The organism is Profundibacter sp., assembly GCF_056498605.1.
This window is the reverse complement of sequence record NZ_JBSMEZ010000002.1, coordinates 1-17503: the sequence shown is the minus strand read 5'-3', so window position 1 is coordinate 17503 and position 17503 is coordinate 1. Positions and strand designations below refer to the sequence as shown.

The following is a 17503-nucleotide window of genomic DNA, read 5'->3' as shown; positions in this document are numbered from 1 at the left end:
CTTATGTCTAACTCATCAATCGGGACGCCGGAACAGCTGCGCGATCCCAACTACACACCACCACTGGTCAAAGCGATACCGCTGGGTATTCAGCATGTTTTGGCTATGTTTGTTTCCAACATTACACCGGCCATCATCATTGCCGGCGCTGCCGGCTTTGGCTTTGGCTCGGATGCGGGGGCACAGGGCTTTCCGGATATGAGCTATATGATCCAGATGTCGATGCTGTTTGCCGGCATTGCGACATTGCTGCAAACCATAACACTTGGACCCGTGGGCGCAGGCCTGCCGATTGTGCAAGGCACCAGCTTTGCCTTTATTCCGATCATGATCCCGCTGGTTGCCGGCAAGGGTCCTGAGGCCTTGGGAATTCTGTTTACCGGCGTCATGTTGGGCGGCTTGTTCCACGCATTCCTTGGCTTGTTTATTGGCAAAATCCGCTTTGCCTTGCCGCCTCTTGTTACCGGGCTTGTGGTCACCATGATCGGGCTTGCCCTTGTCAAAGTGGGCATCGAATATGCTGCAGGCGGGGTGCCTGCCAAGATGTTCGATAAACCCGAATATGGCAGCCTGCTAAACTGGAGCGCCGCAGGTATTGTTATCATTGTTACACTCGGGCTTAAATTCTATGCCCGCGGTATGCTCGCTGTTTCAGCGGTACTGGTTGGAATTGTCGTTGGCTATATTTACGCCATGTCGATGGGAATGGTCTCGGTGGCTGATATCTCTGGCTCTTGGAGCAAGGCTTCTGCTTTCGAATTCCCAAGCCCCTTTAGATACGGGTTCGAGTTTTCGCTTGCTGCATTTATCGGGTTTTGCCTGATGGCTTTTGTCTCGGCGGTGGAAACCGTGGGCGACGTGTCAGGTATCACCAAGGGTGGCGCTGGACGCGAAGCGACTGACCAAGAAATTCAGGGCGCAACATTCGCCGATGGTCTGGGCACTTCGGTCGCCGGTGTATTCGGCGCGCTTCCCAATACGTCCTTTAGCCAGAACGTCGGCCTGATCGCCATGACAGGCATCATGAGCCGCCATGTGGTTACAATCGGGGCAATATTTCTGATTGTCGCGGGCCTGATCCCCAAAGTCGGCGCTGTCATTCGCACCATACCGATCGAAGTGCTGGGTGGTGGCGTGATCGTCATGTTCGGCATGGTTGTTGCCGCGGGTGTTTCGATGCTGTCCGATGTGAAATGGGACCGACGCAATATGGTGATCTTTGCCATCGCCATTTCCATGGGTCTCGGGTTTCAGCTTGAGGCAATGAACTTGGCACCGGGCGCACCAAACGCGCTCCAGCAATTGCCAGATTCCCTGCGTATTCTGGGTGCCTCGGGTATTCTGCCCGCTGCCCTGATCGCGATTGTTCTGAACCTGATCCTGCCTGAACATCTGGCAGCAGAAGCAACAGAAGAAGTATCAGGCGGTATGGCCGGACATCCTGACGACTAGGGACAGATCCCACTAATCCCAAAAACAAGAAGCCCCTGATCAAAACGTCAGGGGCTTTTCATTTATTCATTTAAGATCGACAGGCTGATTTGCCCTATCGCCCCAGACGTTCCTTTACGTCTGCGGCAAAATCTTCATAGCGGCGCAGGGATTTGACTTCGGCTTGAACGTGTTGACCCATCTTTTGCATAATCGGCAGATCAAACATAATCTGGTCCAGCATATCAGGCGACTCTACATCAACAATCGCCAAAACCTTGCGCTCTCCCACGACCTTCCAAAGATCGACAACCACGCCAGCCTCTTTGGCCCCTAACGCGGCATCCGCCTCTTCTGCCCAGATGGAAAACAGCCCTTGCTGGCCCATCGCCGTGTCATATTCTACGGTGAAATCAATCTTGTATAGCATCGTATCTCTCCCTTTATATTGTATGATTTAGGTGTAGCGCCCGTGCCGTTGCATCACCTCAATCTCGTAACCATCAGGATCGGCAACAAAGAAAAACTGGGCCAGCAAAGCGCCGTCGCGTTCAAATTCAACAACCTTGCGCGGCTTCAATCCCGCCGCTTCAAACCGCGCGTGTTCGGCCTCCAGATCATCAACGCAAAAGGCGATGTGCCCGTATCCGTCGCCCAGATCATATGGTTCTTTGCGCTCTTTATTAACCGTCAGTTCCAGCTCGAAATCCGCCTCGGGACCTCGTAAATACAGCAATGTGAAACTGTCAAAGTCTAGCCGCTTGGCGACCTCCAGACCAAAGGCCTGATTGTAAAACTGAACCGACCGCTCTTCTTGTAGCACACGGATCATCGAATGAATTGCTTTGGCCAAGGTGTTCTCCTGATATCTTGATCATCTATTATGATGAACCATATCAGAACCCTGAAACCATCGGGTAGTAACGGGTTACTACAGGCGCTTTATTCGGCAGCAACCATCAAAACTGCTTGGTCTTGGTGCTTAAGACAGGCGCAGCGCAGCAGCGAGGTAAAGTTCGGCGCCTCGCCCCTCAGTTCCAGAACTTCGGAGTGCAATGTTGAGATAAATTGCGGCGTCGTGACACCCTCGCCGGCAGCGATGCCGTCAATAATAGTCCAAAATGATCGCTCCAACCGGATGCTGGTGCTTTGCCCGTTCAGGCGCAACCGTCTAGTCACTGGCTCATAGTCCGTCGGGTTTTGCCCCGCAAATATCTCGCACATTTTTTCATCTCCTGCGTGGTGAAAACCGAAATTGTCACAAAGAAAGGCCAAGAAGCAATGCATTTTAGGCTAACAGAAAATCAAATTTCTGTCAGCCCCAGCCACCCCCGCCCGGAGTCAGCATCTCGAACACACCACCCGCTGGCAGATCAATCTCGTCATTGCCCTTTAGCTCCACGCGCGTCCCGTCCGGAAGCACCGCGGCATTATGCCCCACAGCCCCCGCCGCACCACCATCCACACCGAACGGTGGCACAATGCGGTGCGAACACAGCGTCGTCACCGTCACCGGTTCCAAAAACCGCATCACCCGAACGGCGCCGTTGCCGCCTGACCACTTGCCAGCCCCGCCAGACCCGTCCCTGATTCCGAAACTTTCCAGCCGCACCGGAAAGCGTTTTTCCAGAATTTCAGGGTCCGTCATCAACGTGTTGGTCATATGGCTCTGCACTGCGTCACAGCCATTAAACCCCGGCCCAGCACCGGTGCCGCCAGCGATGGTTTCGTAGTTCTGGAACACCTCGTCGCCCCAGATAAAATTGTTCATCGTGGCTTGCGAACAGGCAATCACGCCCAGCGCCCCGTATAAAGCATTACAAGTCGCTTGGCTGACTTCGGTATTGCCCGCAATCACCGCCGCCGGATAGACAGGGTTCAACATGGTACCCACCGGCGCGATAATTTTCAGTGGCTTCAAACACCCCTGATTTAGCGGAATATCTGCCCCGACCATGGTGCGAAACACATATAGAACCACGGCTGAACACACCGCAAACGGCGCGTTATAGTTGCCCTTGTCCTGCGTCGCTGTGCCGGTGAAATCTATCACCGCCTCGCGCGCATCGGTATCCACCGTCACCCGCACCTTGATCTCCGCGCCGCTGTCCATCGGATAGGTGAATTCCCCGTCCGAAAGACGGCCAATCACTTGGCGCACGCTTTCCTCGGCGTTGTCCTGCACATGGCCCATATAGGCCAGCACCACCGGCAGGCTGAACTGTTCAACCACCCCCAGTAACGCCTGCTGCCCCGTCACATTGGCCGCCACCTGTGCCTTTAGATCGGCCATATTTTGCGCGATGTTGCGACACGGGTATTTGCCCGACGCCAGCACGGCTTCGGCCTGCTGTTCCTGCAACACGCCGCGTTTGACCAGCCGCACGTTGTCGATCAGCACGCCTTCGTCATCAATATGTTGACTATCAGGCGGGGCTGACCCCGGCGTGCGCCCGCCAATATCGGCGTGATGGCCGCGCGACCCCAGCCAGAACACCACCGCGCCATCCACAAACACCGGCGTCACCACGGTGACATCGGGCAAATGGGTGCCGCCGTTATAGGGCGAATTCAACATAAAGGCGTCGCCCTCGGCAATATCGCCAGCGTTTTGCTGCATCACGGTTTTAACGCTGTCCGACATCGACCCCAGATGCACCGGCACATGCGGCGCGTTGGCAACCAGATCACCCTTGTCATCAAAAATCGCACAGGAGAAATCCAGCCGCTCCTTGATGTTGACCGACCAAGACGTGTTGGCCAATGTTGCGCCCATCTGGTCCGCGACTGACATGAACAGGTTGTTGAATACCTCCAGCAACACTGGGTCCGCATCGGTGCCTGCGGCGGATGCGCGATGCTTCTTCTCGCCTCGCTCGACGATCAGGTTACCCAATGCATCAACCCGCGCGACCCAACCCGCCTCGATCACATTGGTGCCGGTGCTTTCGGTAATGACCGCAGGCCCCACAACCCGCGCCGAAGGCCCTAGATTTTCACGTTGATACAACGGCGCCATTCCAACTGCCCCATCCGAATAAAACTGCACTTGGGCGGCAGGCTCACCCGAGCCACCCGTCACTGCCAAACTCTGCGGCACCTCGCCGGTTTCGCCGATGGCCTCGGCGCTGACCATTTCAAACAATATCCCGCGCTCGGGCGATATAAACCCGAACCGCTGCTTATGTGCCGCCTCGAACGCCGCCTGCATTGCCCCCACATCGCCAAACGGAACCGCAAGCGATTGATGCGAGCCGTCATAGCGCAGATAGGCTTGCTCAATGCTGCGCACGTCACTTGGTGCCACGCCTTGCGACTGTACTTCGTCCACGGCTTCATCCCTGATCAAAGCAAGCACATCGGCGGCCTGTTCCACATCGCTTAACGGCACATCCACCTGCCGTTCGCGCAAGGCCCTGATTTCAGCCAAACCCATACCGTAAGCCGATAAAACCCCCGCATAGGGGTGAACAAAAACGCGGCTCATCCCCAAGGCATCGGCCACCAGACAGGCATGTTGTCCACCGGCCCCACCAAAACATTGCAGCGTATACTGCGTCACATCATGCCCGCGCTGCACGCTGATCTTTTTGATCGCATTGGCCATGTTATCAACCGCGATGCGCAGATACCCCTCGGCCACAGCCTCGGGTGTGTCAGGCGCACGGCCAGTTGCCTGTGCAATCTGGTCCGCCAGCACAACAAACTTTTGCCGCACCACATCCGTATCCAGCGGCAAGTCGCCACTGGGGCCAAACACATGCGGAAAGTGATCTGCATTCAGCTTGCCCAGCATCACGTTGCAATCGGTCACTGTCAGCGGGCCACCGCGCCGATAACACGCGGGCCCAGGATCAGCGCCCGCACTCTCTGGCCCGACCTGATATCGCCCGTCGCTGAACGTCAGGGTTGAGCCACCACCGGCGGCCACGGTGTGAATATCCATCATCGGGGCGCGCATCCGCACCCCTGCAATCTCGGTCTCGAATGTGCGCTCGTAACTGCCCGCATAATGGCTGACATCGGTTGACGTCCCACCCATGTCAAAACCGATTAGCCGCTGAAACCCCGCCGCCTCGCCGGTCTTGACCATACCGACAATCCCGCCCGCGGGGCCAGACAAAATCGCATCCTTGCCCTGAAACAACGACGCATCCGTCAGCCCGCCGTTGGACTGCATGAACAACAGACGTTCACAGCCGCCCTTGCCCACATCCAGCGCCCCCGCCACCTGATCGACATATCGGCGCAAGATCGGCGACAGATAAGCATCCACCACCGTGGTGTCGCCGCGCCCAACCAATTTGGCCAAACGGGAAACCTGATGGCTGACCGACACCTGCGTAAACCCGACCTCGCGGGCAATTTCGCCAACACGTTCCTCGTGCGCAGGGTTCAAATAGCCATGCAAAAACGCTACCGCCACCGCACGGATACCTTTGGCATATCCGACCATGAGCGCTGCGCGCGCGGCCTCCTCATCCAGTGGAGAGACCACCGCACCGTCAGCATCCAGACGCTCCGGCACCTCGGCCACATCTTCATACAGCAGATCAGGGCGCTTGATTTCCAGATCAAACAGCTTGGGTCGGGTCTGATACCCGATCAGCAAAAGATCACGGAACCCTTGGGTGATCAGCAACAGGGTGCGCTCACCCTTGCGTTCCAACAGCGCATTGGTGGCCACGGTTGTGCCCATCTTGACCGCAGCAATGGCGCCAACAGGCAGAGGTTCGTCCGCCGCCAAACCTTGCAATTCGCGGATGCCCTGCACGGCGGCATCAAGATACCGTTCGGGGTTTTCCGACAGCAGCTTATGCGTCAGCACCACCCCGTCAGGCCGCCGCGCCACCACATCGGTAAAAGTGCCACCACGGTCGATCCAGAATTCCCACTGTGCATTGTTCACGCGCATACCCTTATTTGAATTTATCCATCAGCTTTTGCATAGCTGTGCGCTCATCAGGCGCTTTCACCTCTGGTGCATCGGTTTGCTTGGTCGGTTTTCGTGCCTTTTTCGCTACGGATGGTTGTCCCATACGCAACCCGATCGCATTCAGAAACTTCGCACTATCGCCCTCTGCCAAATGCACCACACCATCTTCAATCCCGCGCATCATATCCTCCAGCCACTCGGCATCCGCGCGGGCAAAATCATGCAGCACATAACCCGCCACACGGTCCTTGTGCCCCGGATGGCCAATGCCGATCCGCACCCGCCCGTAATGCTCGCCAATATGCTGATGCAAGGACCGCAGCCCGTTGTGCCCCGCATGACCACCACCCTGTTTGACGCGGATCTTGCGCGGGGCCAGATCCAGCTCGTCGTGGAACACCATCACATCCTCGGGCGTCAGTTTGTAAAACCGCATCCCCTCGCCCACCGATTGGCCCGACAGGTTCATGAATGTTTCAGGCTTTAGCAGGATCACCTTCTCGCGTCCCAACCGCCCCTCGGATACTTGCCCCTGAAACTTGCGCCGCCACGGGGCAAACCCGTGACCGGACTGAATCCGGTCCAGCGCCATGAACCCGACGTTATGCCGATTGTTCGCGTATTTCGCACCGGGGTTTCCAAGGCCGACAAACAGACGCACACAGATTCTCCTGATAAATTATGCTGCTACACTTTTAAGAAACTGCTAGGCAGGTTGCAACGACGCATCATTAACAAAGGAACACCTGATTTGGCCAAATTTCTGGTAAACGGATATCTCATTCATATTCCCAACCACCTGATGAATGACCACATCCGCAAATCGATGGAGAACGAGCGCTACGAGGGCCATGAAACCGTCGCCGTAAAGCGCCATATTATGGCGGGTGATCGTGTGTTGGAACTGGGGGCGGGGGTTGGCTATATTGGCATGCAGATCGCCAGCCGGATTGGCGGGGAAAACCTGATGACAGTCGAGGCAAACCCCAAGATGACCCCTGTGGTCGAAAAGAATCTGGCAACCAATCTGATCGAGGGCGTGACCGTGATCAATGCCGCTGTCGTGCCTGACAGCTATACGGCGGATCAGGTCACCTTTCACATGACGGCCGCTTTCTGGGCCTCGTCCCTGAACCCGACATTGGCCAAAAAATGGAAAACGACCCAATCGGTTGACGTGCCCGCCGTCAAAATCGGTGCGTTGATGGAAGACCATAAACCAACCGTGGTCATCATGGACATCGAGGGGGGTGAACAAGGGCTGTTTGATGCGCCTTGGCCCGATCATGTCAGACTGCTGGTGATCGAGTTGCACCCGCAACTATATGGTGACGAGGTGATCCAGCAGATTTTCGACCAGATGTCGGCGTCAAACCTAACCTATTGTCCGGCTGGCTCGCGCGGTCAGGTTGTGGTTTTCAAACGCATCGGCGATAAAACCTCGCCTTAGAACACTTCCAGTTCACATTGAATCGATCTTCTGATCCAAGGTAAACTGGAAACGCTATAAACTAAAAACGCGGGACCAATTGGCCCCGCGCTATTTTCTCGCAAAGATCAGAGGGAAAGGATTTACTCCTCGCCACCCTCTTCGGCACCGGCGTCTTCGCCCTCGGCACCTTCTTCGCCCTCGACGCCTTCGGCATCTGCGCCTTCCACGTCTTCTTCAACTTCAGCCACCGTTGGCGCCTGAACGTTGGCGATCACGAAATCGCGGTCGGTGATGGTTGGCGTTACGCCTTCAGGCAGGGTGATGCTGGAAATGGTGATCGTGTCACCTACATCCAGACCCGCCAGATCAACCGTGATATGATCAGGGATGTCACCGGCCAGAACGTTCAGTTCGACCTCTGGACGCACGATGGTCAGAACACCACCTTTGGCCAGACCAACGCATTCCTCTTCGTTGATGAACTCAACATGGATCGCCATATCAATACGGCTGTCGCGGTGTAGACGCAGCAGATCAAGGTGCGTGGGCAAATCCTTGACCACATCACGCTGAACATCGCGGCAAACCACGCGCACATCGTCATGGCCTTCGACTTTCAGGTTAAACAGGGTCGACAGAAAACCGCCCGACTTTAGCATTTTGAACAGCTTGTTATAGGGGATGGTGATCGCCAATGGATCAGCGCTCCCGCCATAAACAACACCGGGCACCAGCCCTGCACGACGCGCTTGGCGGGCGGCCCCCTTGCCTGTCCCCGTGCGCTCGTTGGCGATAAGATCAGGGATCTTTTTAGCCATGATAATTCTCCTAGGTTAGTGCGGGCTCCTCCAAGGGTGTAGTCCCGCGTGAAGACGCGCGTATAGACGGGAATTGGGGGGATGTGAAGGGGGGAATTATTCGGCAGAGGGGTTTGGTCGGGTCACTATCTTTCTCTGTCCCAAACCGCAGCCAAATATACATGCACATTCTACAGTTCAAACAGCCCGCATAAATCCGAAATCGGCAAGCGACAAGCGACAAGCGCCGTTCACTAAGCTAATCTGGCTCGAATAGTTCCACTATATTTCCAGACGGATCGGAGCAAAGAACCTGTTTGCCACCAGGGCCTTCGACAATATCATTCCGAAAAACGACGCCTTGTTTACGAAGAGCCAATGAAAAATTCTCGAGGTGCTCTACAACGATGACAATGCGGTTCCAACCACCTGGTGCCGGTTTGGAGCCATCAGGCATCGGCTTTGAAGCAGAAGCAGGTGGGCCCGCGAGCCAAAGCTCCAAATCGTCTTTGCTCAGGATCGCCATCGCTGGTCCATATTGCTGATCCAGAACGAATCCCAGCTTGTCAGTATAGAATTCAATCGCTTGCTTGACGCCTTCAACTATATATCGAAAATGCGCCATTATTCCCTTTCAAAATAGTCCAACCCGTAAACCGAATGGTCGTAATGTCGCCGGCCCAAACCGTTGAGACGGTTCCTTATCGTAAGCCATTTCACCCCCGTCAATCAGTCATATGGAATTCATATGCGATTCATATGGTTTTCATATAGCATATTCCTCGCCGATTCACGCCCACTCGCCGCTAAACCCTTTGGGCACCAGCAGCACATCACGGTCCAGCCCCTCGACCGATTTGCGCCCGCACAGCGCCATCGTCAGGTCCAGCTCGCGGTGGATCACCTCAAGCGATTTGGTCACGCCCGCCTCGCCCATCGCGCCCAATCCGTAAGTATATGCGCGACCAATATAGGTGCCCTTCGCCCCCATCGCCATTGCCTTCAGCACGTCCTGACCGGACCGGATGCCACTGTCAAAATGCACCTCGACCTTATCGCCGACAGTATCCAGAATAGGCCCCAATGCCCGGATCGCGCTAAGCGCGCCATCCAATTGTCGCCCACCATGATTAGACACAATAATCGCATCCACACCAACCTTGGCGGCCATTTTGGCGTCTTCGACATCCAGTATCCCCTTCAAGATCACCTTGCCGCCCCACATCTTTTTGAATTGGGCTATGCGCTTCCAGTCCAGCGTTTGGTCAAAGGCGCTTGCCGTCCATTCCGACAGGCTCGACGGGTCCGTCACCCCCGCTGCGTGGCCAACAATATTGCCAAAAAACCGCCGCTTGGTGCCCAGCATACCAAGGCCCCATTGCACCTTGGTCATCATGTTGGCGATGGATTTCACCGTCAGCTTGGGCGGGGCGGACAAACCGTTTTTCAAATCCTTGTGGCGCTGGCCCAATAGTTGCAGATCGACCGTGATCACGATGGCCGAACAATTTGCCGCCCTTGCTCGGTCAAACAGCCGCTTCATGAAATCGTCGTCCTTCAGGGTGTAGACCTGAAACCAGAACGGCTTGGTTGTGTTTTCGGCCACATCCTCGATCGAACAAATCGACATTGTCGAAAGAGTAAACGGCACCCCGAATTTCTCCGCCGCTTTGGCGGCCTTGATCTCGCCATCCGCGCATTGCATCCCCGTCAAACCCACTGGCGCCAACGCCACAGGCATTGACACATCTTCGCCAATCATCTGCGTTGCCGTGCTGCGATTGGTCATGTCCACCGCCACCCGTTGGCGCAGGCGGATCAGGTCAAAATCGGACGTGTTTTCGCGAAATGTCTGCTCGGTCCAACTGCCGCTTTCGGCATAGTCATAAAACATCTTGGGCACGCGGCGTTTGTATATCTTCTTCAGATCAGCGATTTCGGTAATAACGGCCATCGTGCTTGCTCCTCAAGGTCTGTCACCCAACATATGCCGCCAATGCCGCGCATATTTCAAGAGGGCTAAATCGTATCCACTCGTCCTGAGTATACCTCGACAATATGCACATCAGCCTTAGCCGCCAGTTCTGCAATCTCGCGGTTTTGATCCTCGCTCAACACGCCACCCTCGGGCGCATTGGCAATTGACGCCAACGCCACATCACGGGCTTCTTCAAAGGCCCCGCGCCGCCCCGAGGCCTCGTAATCATCGCGCCCGTCCCGTTGAAATACCTGCGGGATAAACTGGTCCCGACATTGGCTAACCGTATGGTCACTGTCCAGAAAATGCCCGCCGACACGGATTGACGACAGCTCGTCCCAGTTCAAGCTGGCCTCGTCAATTTCTGGCGAGCGCATAAACCGGCGCACCATCGCGCCCACCTCGTTGTCCAGCACCGCCTGAACTGGCGAAAACACGGTGGCACATTCCAGCTGGCCAACCCCGCCCAGAATATCGGCCCCCGAAAGCGCCACATTCTGCATCAGCAGCGCGCGTTCCGCCATCGACTGGTGATCCGCATCCGGCGTGTCCGAGCCAGAGCCATAGGTGTGCGCCATCATCCCGAAACTTTTCATCAACTGGATCGACATATTCGCCGCCTGCATCGCCTCGACTGATGACTGCAGCGCCGACCCTGTGCGCATGTCCAGCGTGAACATCAGCGGCGTGGCGATCACTGGCGTTCCAGGCGCAAGGATATGCGCCATCGTCATCATCCCCAGAATTTCTGCCGCCGCCATTAAGGCCATCGCAGGCACCGACAAAGGTGCTGTGCCACCGGCGGAGGGCAACGAACAGGCATGGATCGGCACACCATATTTGCCCGCCTGAATGATCACCTCGGTATCCATGTATTTGAACTCTAGCGGAGTGAACGAGCAGGTGATCACCGAGGTTGAGGGCCGCGCTCGCAAGTTATCTTCCCCCCCCGCCGCAATCACCGCGATCTTCATCAGGTATTCGATGTTTTCCTTTTGATAGGGTTGCATCCAGACGTGTTTATAGGTGTTGGCTGTGATCTTGGCAAAGCTGTGAATATCCGCCGTCACCTCGGGCACCCCGTGCACAAAGGGATGCGCAATGAACCCGACCTGATCCAGATCATTGGCCACCGCAGCAATCTCGCCCGCCGCCTGCAAATCCATGTTGCGGTAGCTGGCGTCACGCGGGTCAACATAGCCATGTCCCCCCGTGCCGGTGCGCAGGATAAAGCCCTTGTCAGGGCGCGGTACTTGCATGTCGAATTCTGGCTTGCGGCCTGCGAACAATGCTGATTTCGGCGTGGCAGCCAGTGCTTCTTCAACCAGCTTTCGGGGGAGCCGGATGCGTCCGGCCTCAGAACCTTCCTTGGCTCCGGCCTTAAGGAACGCCGCTTTGGCCGCAGGATGCACAACCATCACGCCGTAATCAGCCAACAACGCGAAGGTGCGTTCCTGCATATAGGCCATGCGGTCGGCGTTCAAAAACCCGAACGTGGGGCGCGCTGCAAAGACGCTGTCCATTGAAAACGCATCTGCCGGTTTAATGGTCTTTGGCGGGTTCTTGCGCCCGCGCCGTTTGGGCCGTGTGGTGGGGGTGTTACCAGTCATGTCCATACCTCCTGAATAATCAGTTTCGATATGGCACACACCGTTTCGCGCTCACTGCCTGCCGACTTGAGCAAGGGGAGCGTAGCGGGCGAGCCGTATTCTGGCAATTACTTTCAGGATCAAGGCCTCTTTGCGCCCCATTCCAACCACGCGCGCTCTTTATTACTAAGCAATTCGGAAATGCGTACATCATAAGCAGTAATATCCGCATCCGTTAATGGGCCCAACCATTTATTCGACGTTCCGCTATCAAAAAAGTCGGCATCATTGTCCCAAAACCCCTGTCCCGCTGCGACCGCAAATCTGTTAGCGTTGGATTTCATGTTCTTGAATGACGCCGCATCCACCAGTTTCGCCATATGTTCAGGCGAATGCGAAATGCCTATATGGTCAGCAATCTTGCTAAATACACCCGCGAGGTCGCGCTTCATATCCGCAAAGTGCAAGCGTAAGAAGTTCTGGCGCTGCTCAAACATAAGGGCTGATCGATAGTGATCAACAATTGACGTAAGACTTGCGCCATCGTGATGCTTACCTTCAAGAAAAATCTTGAACCCCGTTGAAATGTCGTCAGGGTAAATATCGGATAACACAGTCTCTTTCATATGATACACATGTTTTCGAAACGAAAAATGCACATCAATCGGGTGGCGATAAACCGAAATATACCGAAGCTCTGACCAAATCGGGATACCATCCAAAGGTGTGTGGGTTTTCAGTTGCCGCTGATTGGTCTGGGCCTGCCAATTCTGCAAAATCTCGTCTTGGCCATCAAATGTGATGTCGATCCATGGGGCTTTGTTTGAAACATCAGCATCCACATCTGGATCACCCGAAATCAAAAGTGCCAAAACTCCCTGCGTCCAAGTGCTTCCTGACTTGGGCGGTGAGGACAGAACAACATCTCCCTTACATGGCGTGATAGACTGCCAGCGAGAGGGATCAGAAATTTTACCGCTATACCGTTTGCGTGCCGGTTCAAATTCGCCCATCATTGATGAAAGTCAAATATAGTGCAAATCACGCCTTTGTCTCCATCTCCCACAACGCCGCGACCCCGTCATACAGCCGCTGCATGATCTGCATCTCGCTCACGCCCAGCCGTGCGGATGGTGATATATCGACCAGACCGTCCGCCCCCGCATCCGAATGCTCGCCGCCTGCCCCGCGCACTGCTAGGCCGAGTTTTTTGGCTTCAAGCGTAATGGTTGTCAGATCAGTGCCGCCCTTGGTCAGACGTGGCAGCTTCATGTGCAGGCTAGAGCGCATACCCGCCCCCAGATTGGTCGGGCAGGACGCCACCGCGCCGTATTTGTCCGACATGGCAAAATCGGGCAGCAGCCCCTCTAGAATCTCGAGCCCGCTGTGCAGACGCCCGAACAGCGCATTCAGATCGCCGCCGGTCTGCATCGACATGATGCGCAGGTGGTCCTCCTCGCCGACCCAGACCAGAAAACCCTGATCTGCCGACACATACATGCCGCGCCCATAGGGCCAATCGCCCGAAATACCCGCCACGTTCAGATATTTGTCGTTGCTCATATCCTTGAACATCTGGTGCGCGGCCACGCGGCGGTCGTATTCCGCGCTATCAATTTCATAAGGCGAACTCGGCGTGATCGACAGATACTGGCCGCCAAATTCGGGGTTCTCTGCCAGCTTGGCAAAAGCCGCAGCGGCAACCTCCTCGAATGCCACCCGTTGCTCTTTGGTCATCGCACCGGGCAACGGAAAGCTGGCAACATTACGCGCCACCCGCACCCGCATCGAGACCTCTTTCAGCTTGGCATCAATCGCGCCCAGATCACAGACCTTGGCCGTCGTGTCCCAATCATGGGGCTGGGAAATCGGGGTGCCGTCAGCAATCCCGTGAAAATCGCGGATCAGCAGATCAAAGAACGGTGCAAAGTCATCGTAATCCTGCGGGTCCATCGCATAGGCGCCCATGTTGCTATTGGCATTCTCGACGCCGGACGCGATGATTTTGCGAAACCGCGCTTGCAGCGGGGTGGTCAGACCGTTGTAAAAGGCCACGTCAAAATGGCGGGCCATCAGGTTGTTGGGGTTGGATTGCTTGATTTCTGCGATCCGCGCGATCAGTTGCTCGTCCGTCATGGTTGCTCCTATTTATCTGGCGCGCCTCTGTTCTTTTACCCCCGATGCGCCCCGTCCGACAGGGTTTTCACAAACGCCAGCACGTCGGGCACGCTGTCGCCTGCTGCAATCTTGGCGATAATGGCTGATCCAACGACCGCACCATCCGCAACCTTCGCCACCTCTTGGGCGGCCTCGGGTGTGTTGATACCAAAGCCGACAATCACAGGTATATCGGTTTTTGCCTTGATCCGCGCCACTTCGGGGCCAACATCGGCCGCCTCGGCCTCGGCCGATCCGGTGATGCCATTGATCGACACGTAATAAAGAAAGCCCGAGGTGTTTTGCAGCACTTTGGGCAAACGGGCATCATCCGTGGTCGGGGTCGCCAACCGGATAAAGTTCAACCCCGCCGCCTGCGCTGGAATGCACAATTCGCTGTCTTCTTCAGGGGGGAGGTCAACGATGATCATCCCGTCGATACCGGCTGCTTTGGCATCCTCCAGAAACTTGTCGACCCCGCGATTATAGATCGGGTTGTAATACCCCATCAACACAATCGGCGTCACGTCATCGCCTTTGCGAAACTCCCGCGCCATCTCAAGCGTGCGTTCCAGCGTCATGCCTGCTTTTAGCGCCCGTTGCCCTGCCAATTGAATCGTCGGGCCATCCGCCATCGGGTCGGTGAACGGCAAGCCCAGTTCGATCACATCCACCCCCGCAGCGGGCAGGCCTTTGACGATTTCCAGCGAGGTGTCAAAATCCGGATCCCCCGCCATGATATAGGACACAAACGCCTTTTTGCCTTTGGCTTTCAGTTCGGCGAATTTGCGGTCGATCCGTGTCATCTGGGCGTCCCTTTTATTGAATACGCCCTGATGTGCCTAAATTTCCGCCCAATTGCAATCCTTCAGCGGGACAACCCCGCCAGCATTGGTCTAAAACTTGTGATGATAACGCAATAAAACCCCGTTCACCCCCGGATTCCGTGTCGAGGTCGAGGCATTGGATTTATGCATCGCCGCAAACGATATGCTATCGCCCGAATTCAGCTCATACCCCAACCCCAGCAACAGCCTGATTTCAAAGGGTCCCCCCAGATCATTACCTGCACTTGATTCATTGAAATATCCCGGTGCGATACTGCCCTCGATATACCAGCGGTTGTCAAAATCATACACGCTCGACAGGCCAACCCCGACGAAAACATCCCCCGTGCCATGGGCCGTTACCACTCCCATATAGCTTATGCTGAAACGATTGCGGGTAAAGAACGGATCACTCTGCAATTCAAACGATGTGATCGTGCCGCTTTCTGAACTGGAGTCGTGGAATAGACTGCTGCCAGCACCCAATACCCATTCCCCGGCGGATGCCGCGGTTGTGGACACAATAAATGCCGATATTGCTAGAAATTTCCTCATGGGATCCTCCTGTGTTGAATGTGTAACTCCAATCTAGAAGCCCATGTTCAGGCAAACAATCCACCCTACTCCGAACGTGTAACGGAGTGAATTTCCGTTATTTAACAAACGTGTTACCTTAAAGTGAGCTATTGATGCCCTGATCAGGACCAGTCCGTTTTGACCGCTGGCTTGCGTCTGTTTGCCTGACCGACTAGAAGCGGCGGGAAACTGGATCAAGGATCAAGCCATGGGCTTTAAGATGGGTATCGTTGGAATGCCGAATGTCGGTAAATCCACGTTGTTTAACGCGCTTACGAGAACCGCTGCCGCACAGGCCGCGAATTTCCCGTTTTGCACGATTGAACCCAATGTCGGCGAAGTCGGTGTGCCCGACGCGCGGCTGGATACCTTGGCCAAAATCGCTGGCTCGCAAAAGATCATCCCGACCCGCATGACGTTTGTCGATATTGCAGGGCTGGTCAAAGGGGCCTCCAAGGGCGAAGGGCTGGGCAACCAGTTTCTGGCCAACATCCGCGAGGTCGACGCGATCGCCCATGTGTTGCGCTGTTTTGAGGATGGCGATGTGACCCATGTCGAGGGGCGGGTTGATCCGGTGGCCGATGCCGCCACCATTGAAACCGAACTGATGCTGGCCGATATGGAATCGATTGAAAAACGCCTGCAAGGCATCGTGCGCAAGGTGCGTGGTGGCGACAAGGAAGCGGTGCAACAGGAGCGTCTGTTGCGGGCCGCTGCCGAGGTTCTGGAAGATGGCAAACCAGCGCGCGTGGTTGACGTCGATGAAGATGACCGCAAGGTGTGGAACATGCTGCAACTGCTGACCACCAAACCGATCCTCTATGTTTGTAACGTCGAGGAAGATGCCTCGGCCAAAGGCAACGCCCATTCCGCAGCCGTGGCCGAAATGGCGGCAGCCGAGGGCAACGCGCATGTGATTATTTCAGCTCAGATCGAGGAAGAGATCAGCCAGCTAGAGCCGGATGAGGCCGAAATGTTCCTGTCTGAAATGGGGTTGGAAGAGGCTGGGTTGGACCGTCTGATCCGCGCTGGTTACGAGTTGTTGCATCTGGAAACCTATTTCACCGTCGGCCCCAAAGAGGCCCGCGCATGGACCATCAAACAAGGCACCCTTGCCCCGCAGGCCGCAGGCGTGATCCACGGCGATTTTGAACGCGGATTCATTCGGGCGGAAACCATCGCCTATGATGATTTTGTGGCGCTCAAGGGCGAGACAGGTGCCAAAGAAGCCGGTAAAATGCGCATCGAGGGCAAGACCTATGTGGTAAAAGACGGCGACGTGATGCACTTCCTGTTCAACACCTGATACCGCCTCCCGCACGACACTCCCGTGCGGGAGTTTCTCGCAAAGAATGTCCGTAAGGGCATGATGAGCATTTGAGCGGTATTTTCGCACATTTCCCCCTTGCCCCCAATGATGCTCGCCGCTAAACCCGTCGGCGGAGCTGTGGCCGAGTGGTCGAAGGCGCTCCCCTGCTAAGGGAGTAGGCGAGGAATCGTCTCGAGGGTTCGAATCCCTTCGGCTCCGCCACCAACACCCGACAACCCGTTCTCCGTTTTGGGACGTGGCCGGATTTTCTTGTTGTTTTCAAAGGTTATAGCGGTTGGGCTGTTGAGTGCTGTTCTAGCGGTCGACCCGAAATCGGTTCTCTGACCCCCGATATTCTCCAAAGCTGTTGCCTAAGTGGGTTTTGGTTCAGTTTTGTAAGTGGTTGTAAAGCAACGTAAATTAAGAACGCCCATTTTTCCGAGTTCGAATTTTCGCGCGCTGTGCGGGTGG

16 protein-coding genes and 1 tRNA gene are annotated in these 17503 nt (G+C 55.7%); 4 read left to right on the top strand and 13 right to left on the bottom strand.

All coding sequences use genetic code 11. The annotated features are described in order from the left end of the window. Positions 1-3 precede the first annotated feature (3 nt). On the top strand, positions 4-1452 hold the full coding sequence (locus tag ACWB12_RS00175) for a uracil-xanthine permease family protein (RefSeq protein WP_479528031.1): 1449 nt from the start codon (positions 4-6) through the stop codon (positions 1450-1452). A 94-nt stretch (positions 1453-1546) separates the two neighbouring features. On the opposite strand, the gene ACWB12_RS00170 is transcribed toward ACWB12_RS00175, so the two are convergent. The 5 genes from ACWB12_RS00170 to pth all read right to left on the bottom strand — a co-directional run bounded on the left by ACWB12_RS00170 (position 1547) and on the right by pth (position 7028). Further along, positions 1547-1861, bottom strand: a complete 315-nt coding sequence (locus ACWB12_RS00170) for a muconolactone Delta-isomerase (RefSeq protein WP_479528030.1) — start codon at positions 1859-1861, stop codon at positions 1547-1549. Positions 1862-1888: 27 nt separating this feature from the next. Then, the gene (locus ACWB12_RS00165; protein WP_479528029.1) at positions 1889-2284 is read right to left on the bottom strand and encodes a VOC family protein; all 396 of its coding nucleotides are present in this window, start codon (positions 2282-2284) and stop codon (positions 1889-1891) included. Between the two features lie 89 nt (positions 2285-2373). Then, positions 2374-2655 (bottom strand): ribbon-helix-helix domain-containing protein, encoded by a 282-nt coding sequence (locus tag ACWB12_RS00160; protein WP_479528028.1) that lies wholly within the window; start codon positions 2653-2655, stop codon positions 2374-2376. Between the two features lie 91 nt (positions 2656-2746). Then, positions 2747-6346, bottom strand: coding sequence for a hydantoinase B/oxoprolinase family protein (locus ACWB12_RS00155; protein ID WP_479528027.1), 3600 nt, complete (start codon positions 6344-6346; stop codon positions 2747-2749). Positions 6347-6350: 4 nt separating this feature from the next. Then, positions 6351-7028 (bottom strand): aminoacyl-tRNA hydrolase, encoded by a 678-nt coding sequence (gene pth / locus ACWB12_RS00150; protein WP_479528026.1) that lies wholly within the window; start codon positions 7026-7028, stop codon positions 6351-6353. A gap of 90 nt (positions 7029-7118) precedes the next feature. Here pth and ACWB12_RS00145 point away from each other — a divergent pair, with 90 nt between their 5' ends. Beyond that, positions 7119-7817, top strand: a complete 699-nt coding sequence (locus tag ACWB12_RS00145) for an FkbM family methyltransferase (protein WP_479528025.1) — start codon at positions 7119-7121, stop codon at positions 7815-7817. A 122-nt stretch (positions 7818-7939) separates the two neighbouring features. Here the strand turns inward: ACWB12_RS00145 and ACWB12_RS00140 are convergent, their stop codons facing one another. From ACWB12_RS00140 to ACWB12_RS00105, 8 genes are all read right to left on the bottom strand, one after another. Next, positions 7940-8617, bottom strand: a complete 678-nt coding sequence (locus ACWB12_RS00140) for a 50S ribosomal protein L25/general stress protein Ctc (protein ID WP_479528024.1) — start codon at positions 8615-8617, stop codon at positions 7940-7942. Between the two features lie 238 nt (positions 8618-8855). Beyond that, the gene (locus ACWB12_RS00135; RefSeq protein WP_479528023.1) at positions 8856-9221 is read right to left on the bottom strand and encodes a VOC family protein; all 366 of its coding nucleotides are present in this window, start codon (positions 9219-9221) and stop codon (positions 8856-8858) included. A 165-nt stretch (positions 9222-9386) separates the two neighbouring features. Beyond that, positions 9387-10550 carry an alpha-hydroxy acid oxidase gene (locus tag ACWB12_RS00130; RefSeq protein ID WP_479528022.1) on the bottom strand — a complete coding sequence of 388 codons (1164 nt, stop codon included), beginning with the start codon at positions 10548-10550 and terminating at the stop codon, positions 9387-9389. Between the two features lie 65 nt (positions 10551-10615). Then, on the bottom strand, positions 10616-12184 hold the full coding sequence (locus ACWB12_RS00125) for a trimethylamine methyltransferase family protein (RefSeq protein ID WP_479528021.1): 1569 nt from the start codon (positions 12182-12184) through the stop codon (positions 10616-10618). Between the two features lie 119 nt (positions 12185-12303). Then, complete coding sequence (locus ACWB12_RS00120) at positions 12304-13179, bottom strand: sulfotransferase domain-containing protein (RefSeq protein ID WP_479528020.1); 876 nt, start codon at positions 13177-13179, stop codon at positions 12304-12306. Between the two features lie 25 nt (positions 13180-13204). After that, entirely contained in the window at positions 13205-14299 is a 1095-nt protein-coding gene (locus tag ACWB12_RS00115; protein WP_479528019.1) for a phosphagen kinase, read from the bottom strand. A gap of 35 nt (positions 14300-14334) precedes the next feature. After that, positions 14335-15126, bottom strand: a complete 792-nt coding sequence (trpA, locus tag ACWB12_RS00110) for a tryptophan synthase subunit alpha (RefSeq protein WP_479528018.1) — start codon at positions 15124-15126, stop codon at positions 14335-14337. A 90-nt stretch (positions 15127-15216) separates the two neighbouring features. After that, entirely contained in the window at positions 15217-15702 is a 486-nt protein-coding gene (locus tag ACWB12_RS00105; protein WP_479528017.1) for an acyloxyacyl hydrolase, read from the bottom strand. 229 nt (positions 15703-15931) lie between these two features. On the opposite strand from ACWB12_RS00105, the gene ychF reads away from it, so the two are divergent. Further along, a complete protein-coding gene (gene ychF, locus ACWB12_RS00100) occupies positions 15932-17029 on the top strand; it encodes a redox-regulated ATPase YchF (RefSeq protein ID WP_479528016.1) in 1098 nt (365 codons plus the stop codon). Between the two features lie 135 nt (positions 17030-17164). Further along, positions 17165-17254, top strand: a tRNA-Ser gene (locus ACWB12_RS00095). Positions 17255-17503 lie beyond the last annotated feature (249 nt).

What these genes read in the sequence shown, in the direction of transcription:
- ACWB12_RS00175 (WP_479528031.1), top strand. Translation starts at nt 4, where the DNA reads ATGTCTAACTCATCAATCGGGACGCCGGAACAGCTGCGCGATCCCAAC.
- ACWB12_RS00170 (WP_479528030.1), bottom strand. Translation starts at nt 1,861, where the DNA reads ATGCTATACAAGATTGATTTCACCGTAGAATATGACACGGCGATGGGC.
- ACWB12_RS00160 (WP_479528028.1), bottom strand. Translation starts at nt 2,655, where the DNA reads ATGTGCGAGATATTTGCGGGGCAAAACCCGACGGACTATGAGCCAGTG.
- ACWB12_RS00155 (WP_479528027.1), bottom strand. Translation starts at nt 6,346, where the DNA reads ATGCGCGTGAACAATGCACAGTGGGAATTCTGGATCGACCGTGGTGGC.
- ACWB12_RS00140 (WP_479528024.1), bottom strand. Translation starts at nt 8,617, where the DNA reads ATGGCTAAAAAGATCCCTGATCTTATCGCCAACGAGCGCACGGGGACA.
- ACWB12_RS00135 (WP_479528023.1), bottom strand. Translation starts at nt 9,221, where the DNA reads ATGGCGCATTTTCGATATATAGTTGAAGGCGTCAAGCAAGCGATTGAA.
- ACWB12_RS00130 (WP_479528022.1), bottom strand. Translation starts at nt 10,550, where the DNA reads ATGGCCGTTATTACCGAAATCGCTGATCTGAAGAAGATATACAAACGC.
- ACWB12_RS00125 (WP_479528021.1), bottom strand. Translation starts at nt 12,184, where the DNA reads ATGACTGGTAACACCCCCACCACACGGCCCAAACGGCGCGGGCGCAAG.
- ACWB12_RS00120 (WP_479528020.1), bottom strand. Translation starts at nt 13,179, where the DNA reads ATGATGGGCGAATTTGAACCGGCACGCAAACGGTATAGCGGTAAAATT.
- ACWB12_RS00115 (WP_479528019.1), bottom strand. Translation starts at nt 14,299, where the DNA reads ATGACGGACGAGCAACTGATCGCGCGGATCGCAGAAATCAAGCAATCC.
- trpA (WP_479528018.1), bottom strand. Translation starts at nt 15,126, where the DNA reads ATGACACGGATCGACCGCAAATTCGCCGAACTGAAAGCCAAAGGCAAA.
- ACWB12_RS00105 (WP_479528017.1), bottom strand. Translation starts at nt 15,702, where the DNA reads ATGAGGAAATTTCTAGCAATATCGGCATTTATTGTGTCCACAACCGCG.
- ychF (WP_479528016.1), top strand. Translation starts at nt 15,932, where the DNA reads ATGGGCTTTAAGATGGGTATCGTTGGAATGCCGAATGTCGGTAAATCC.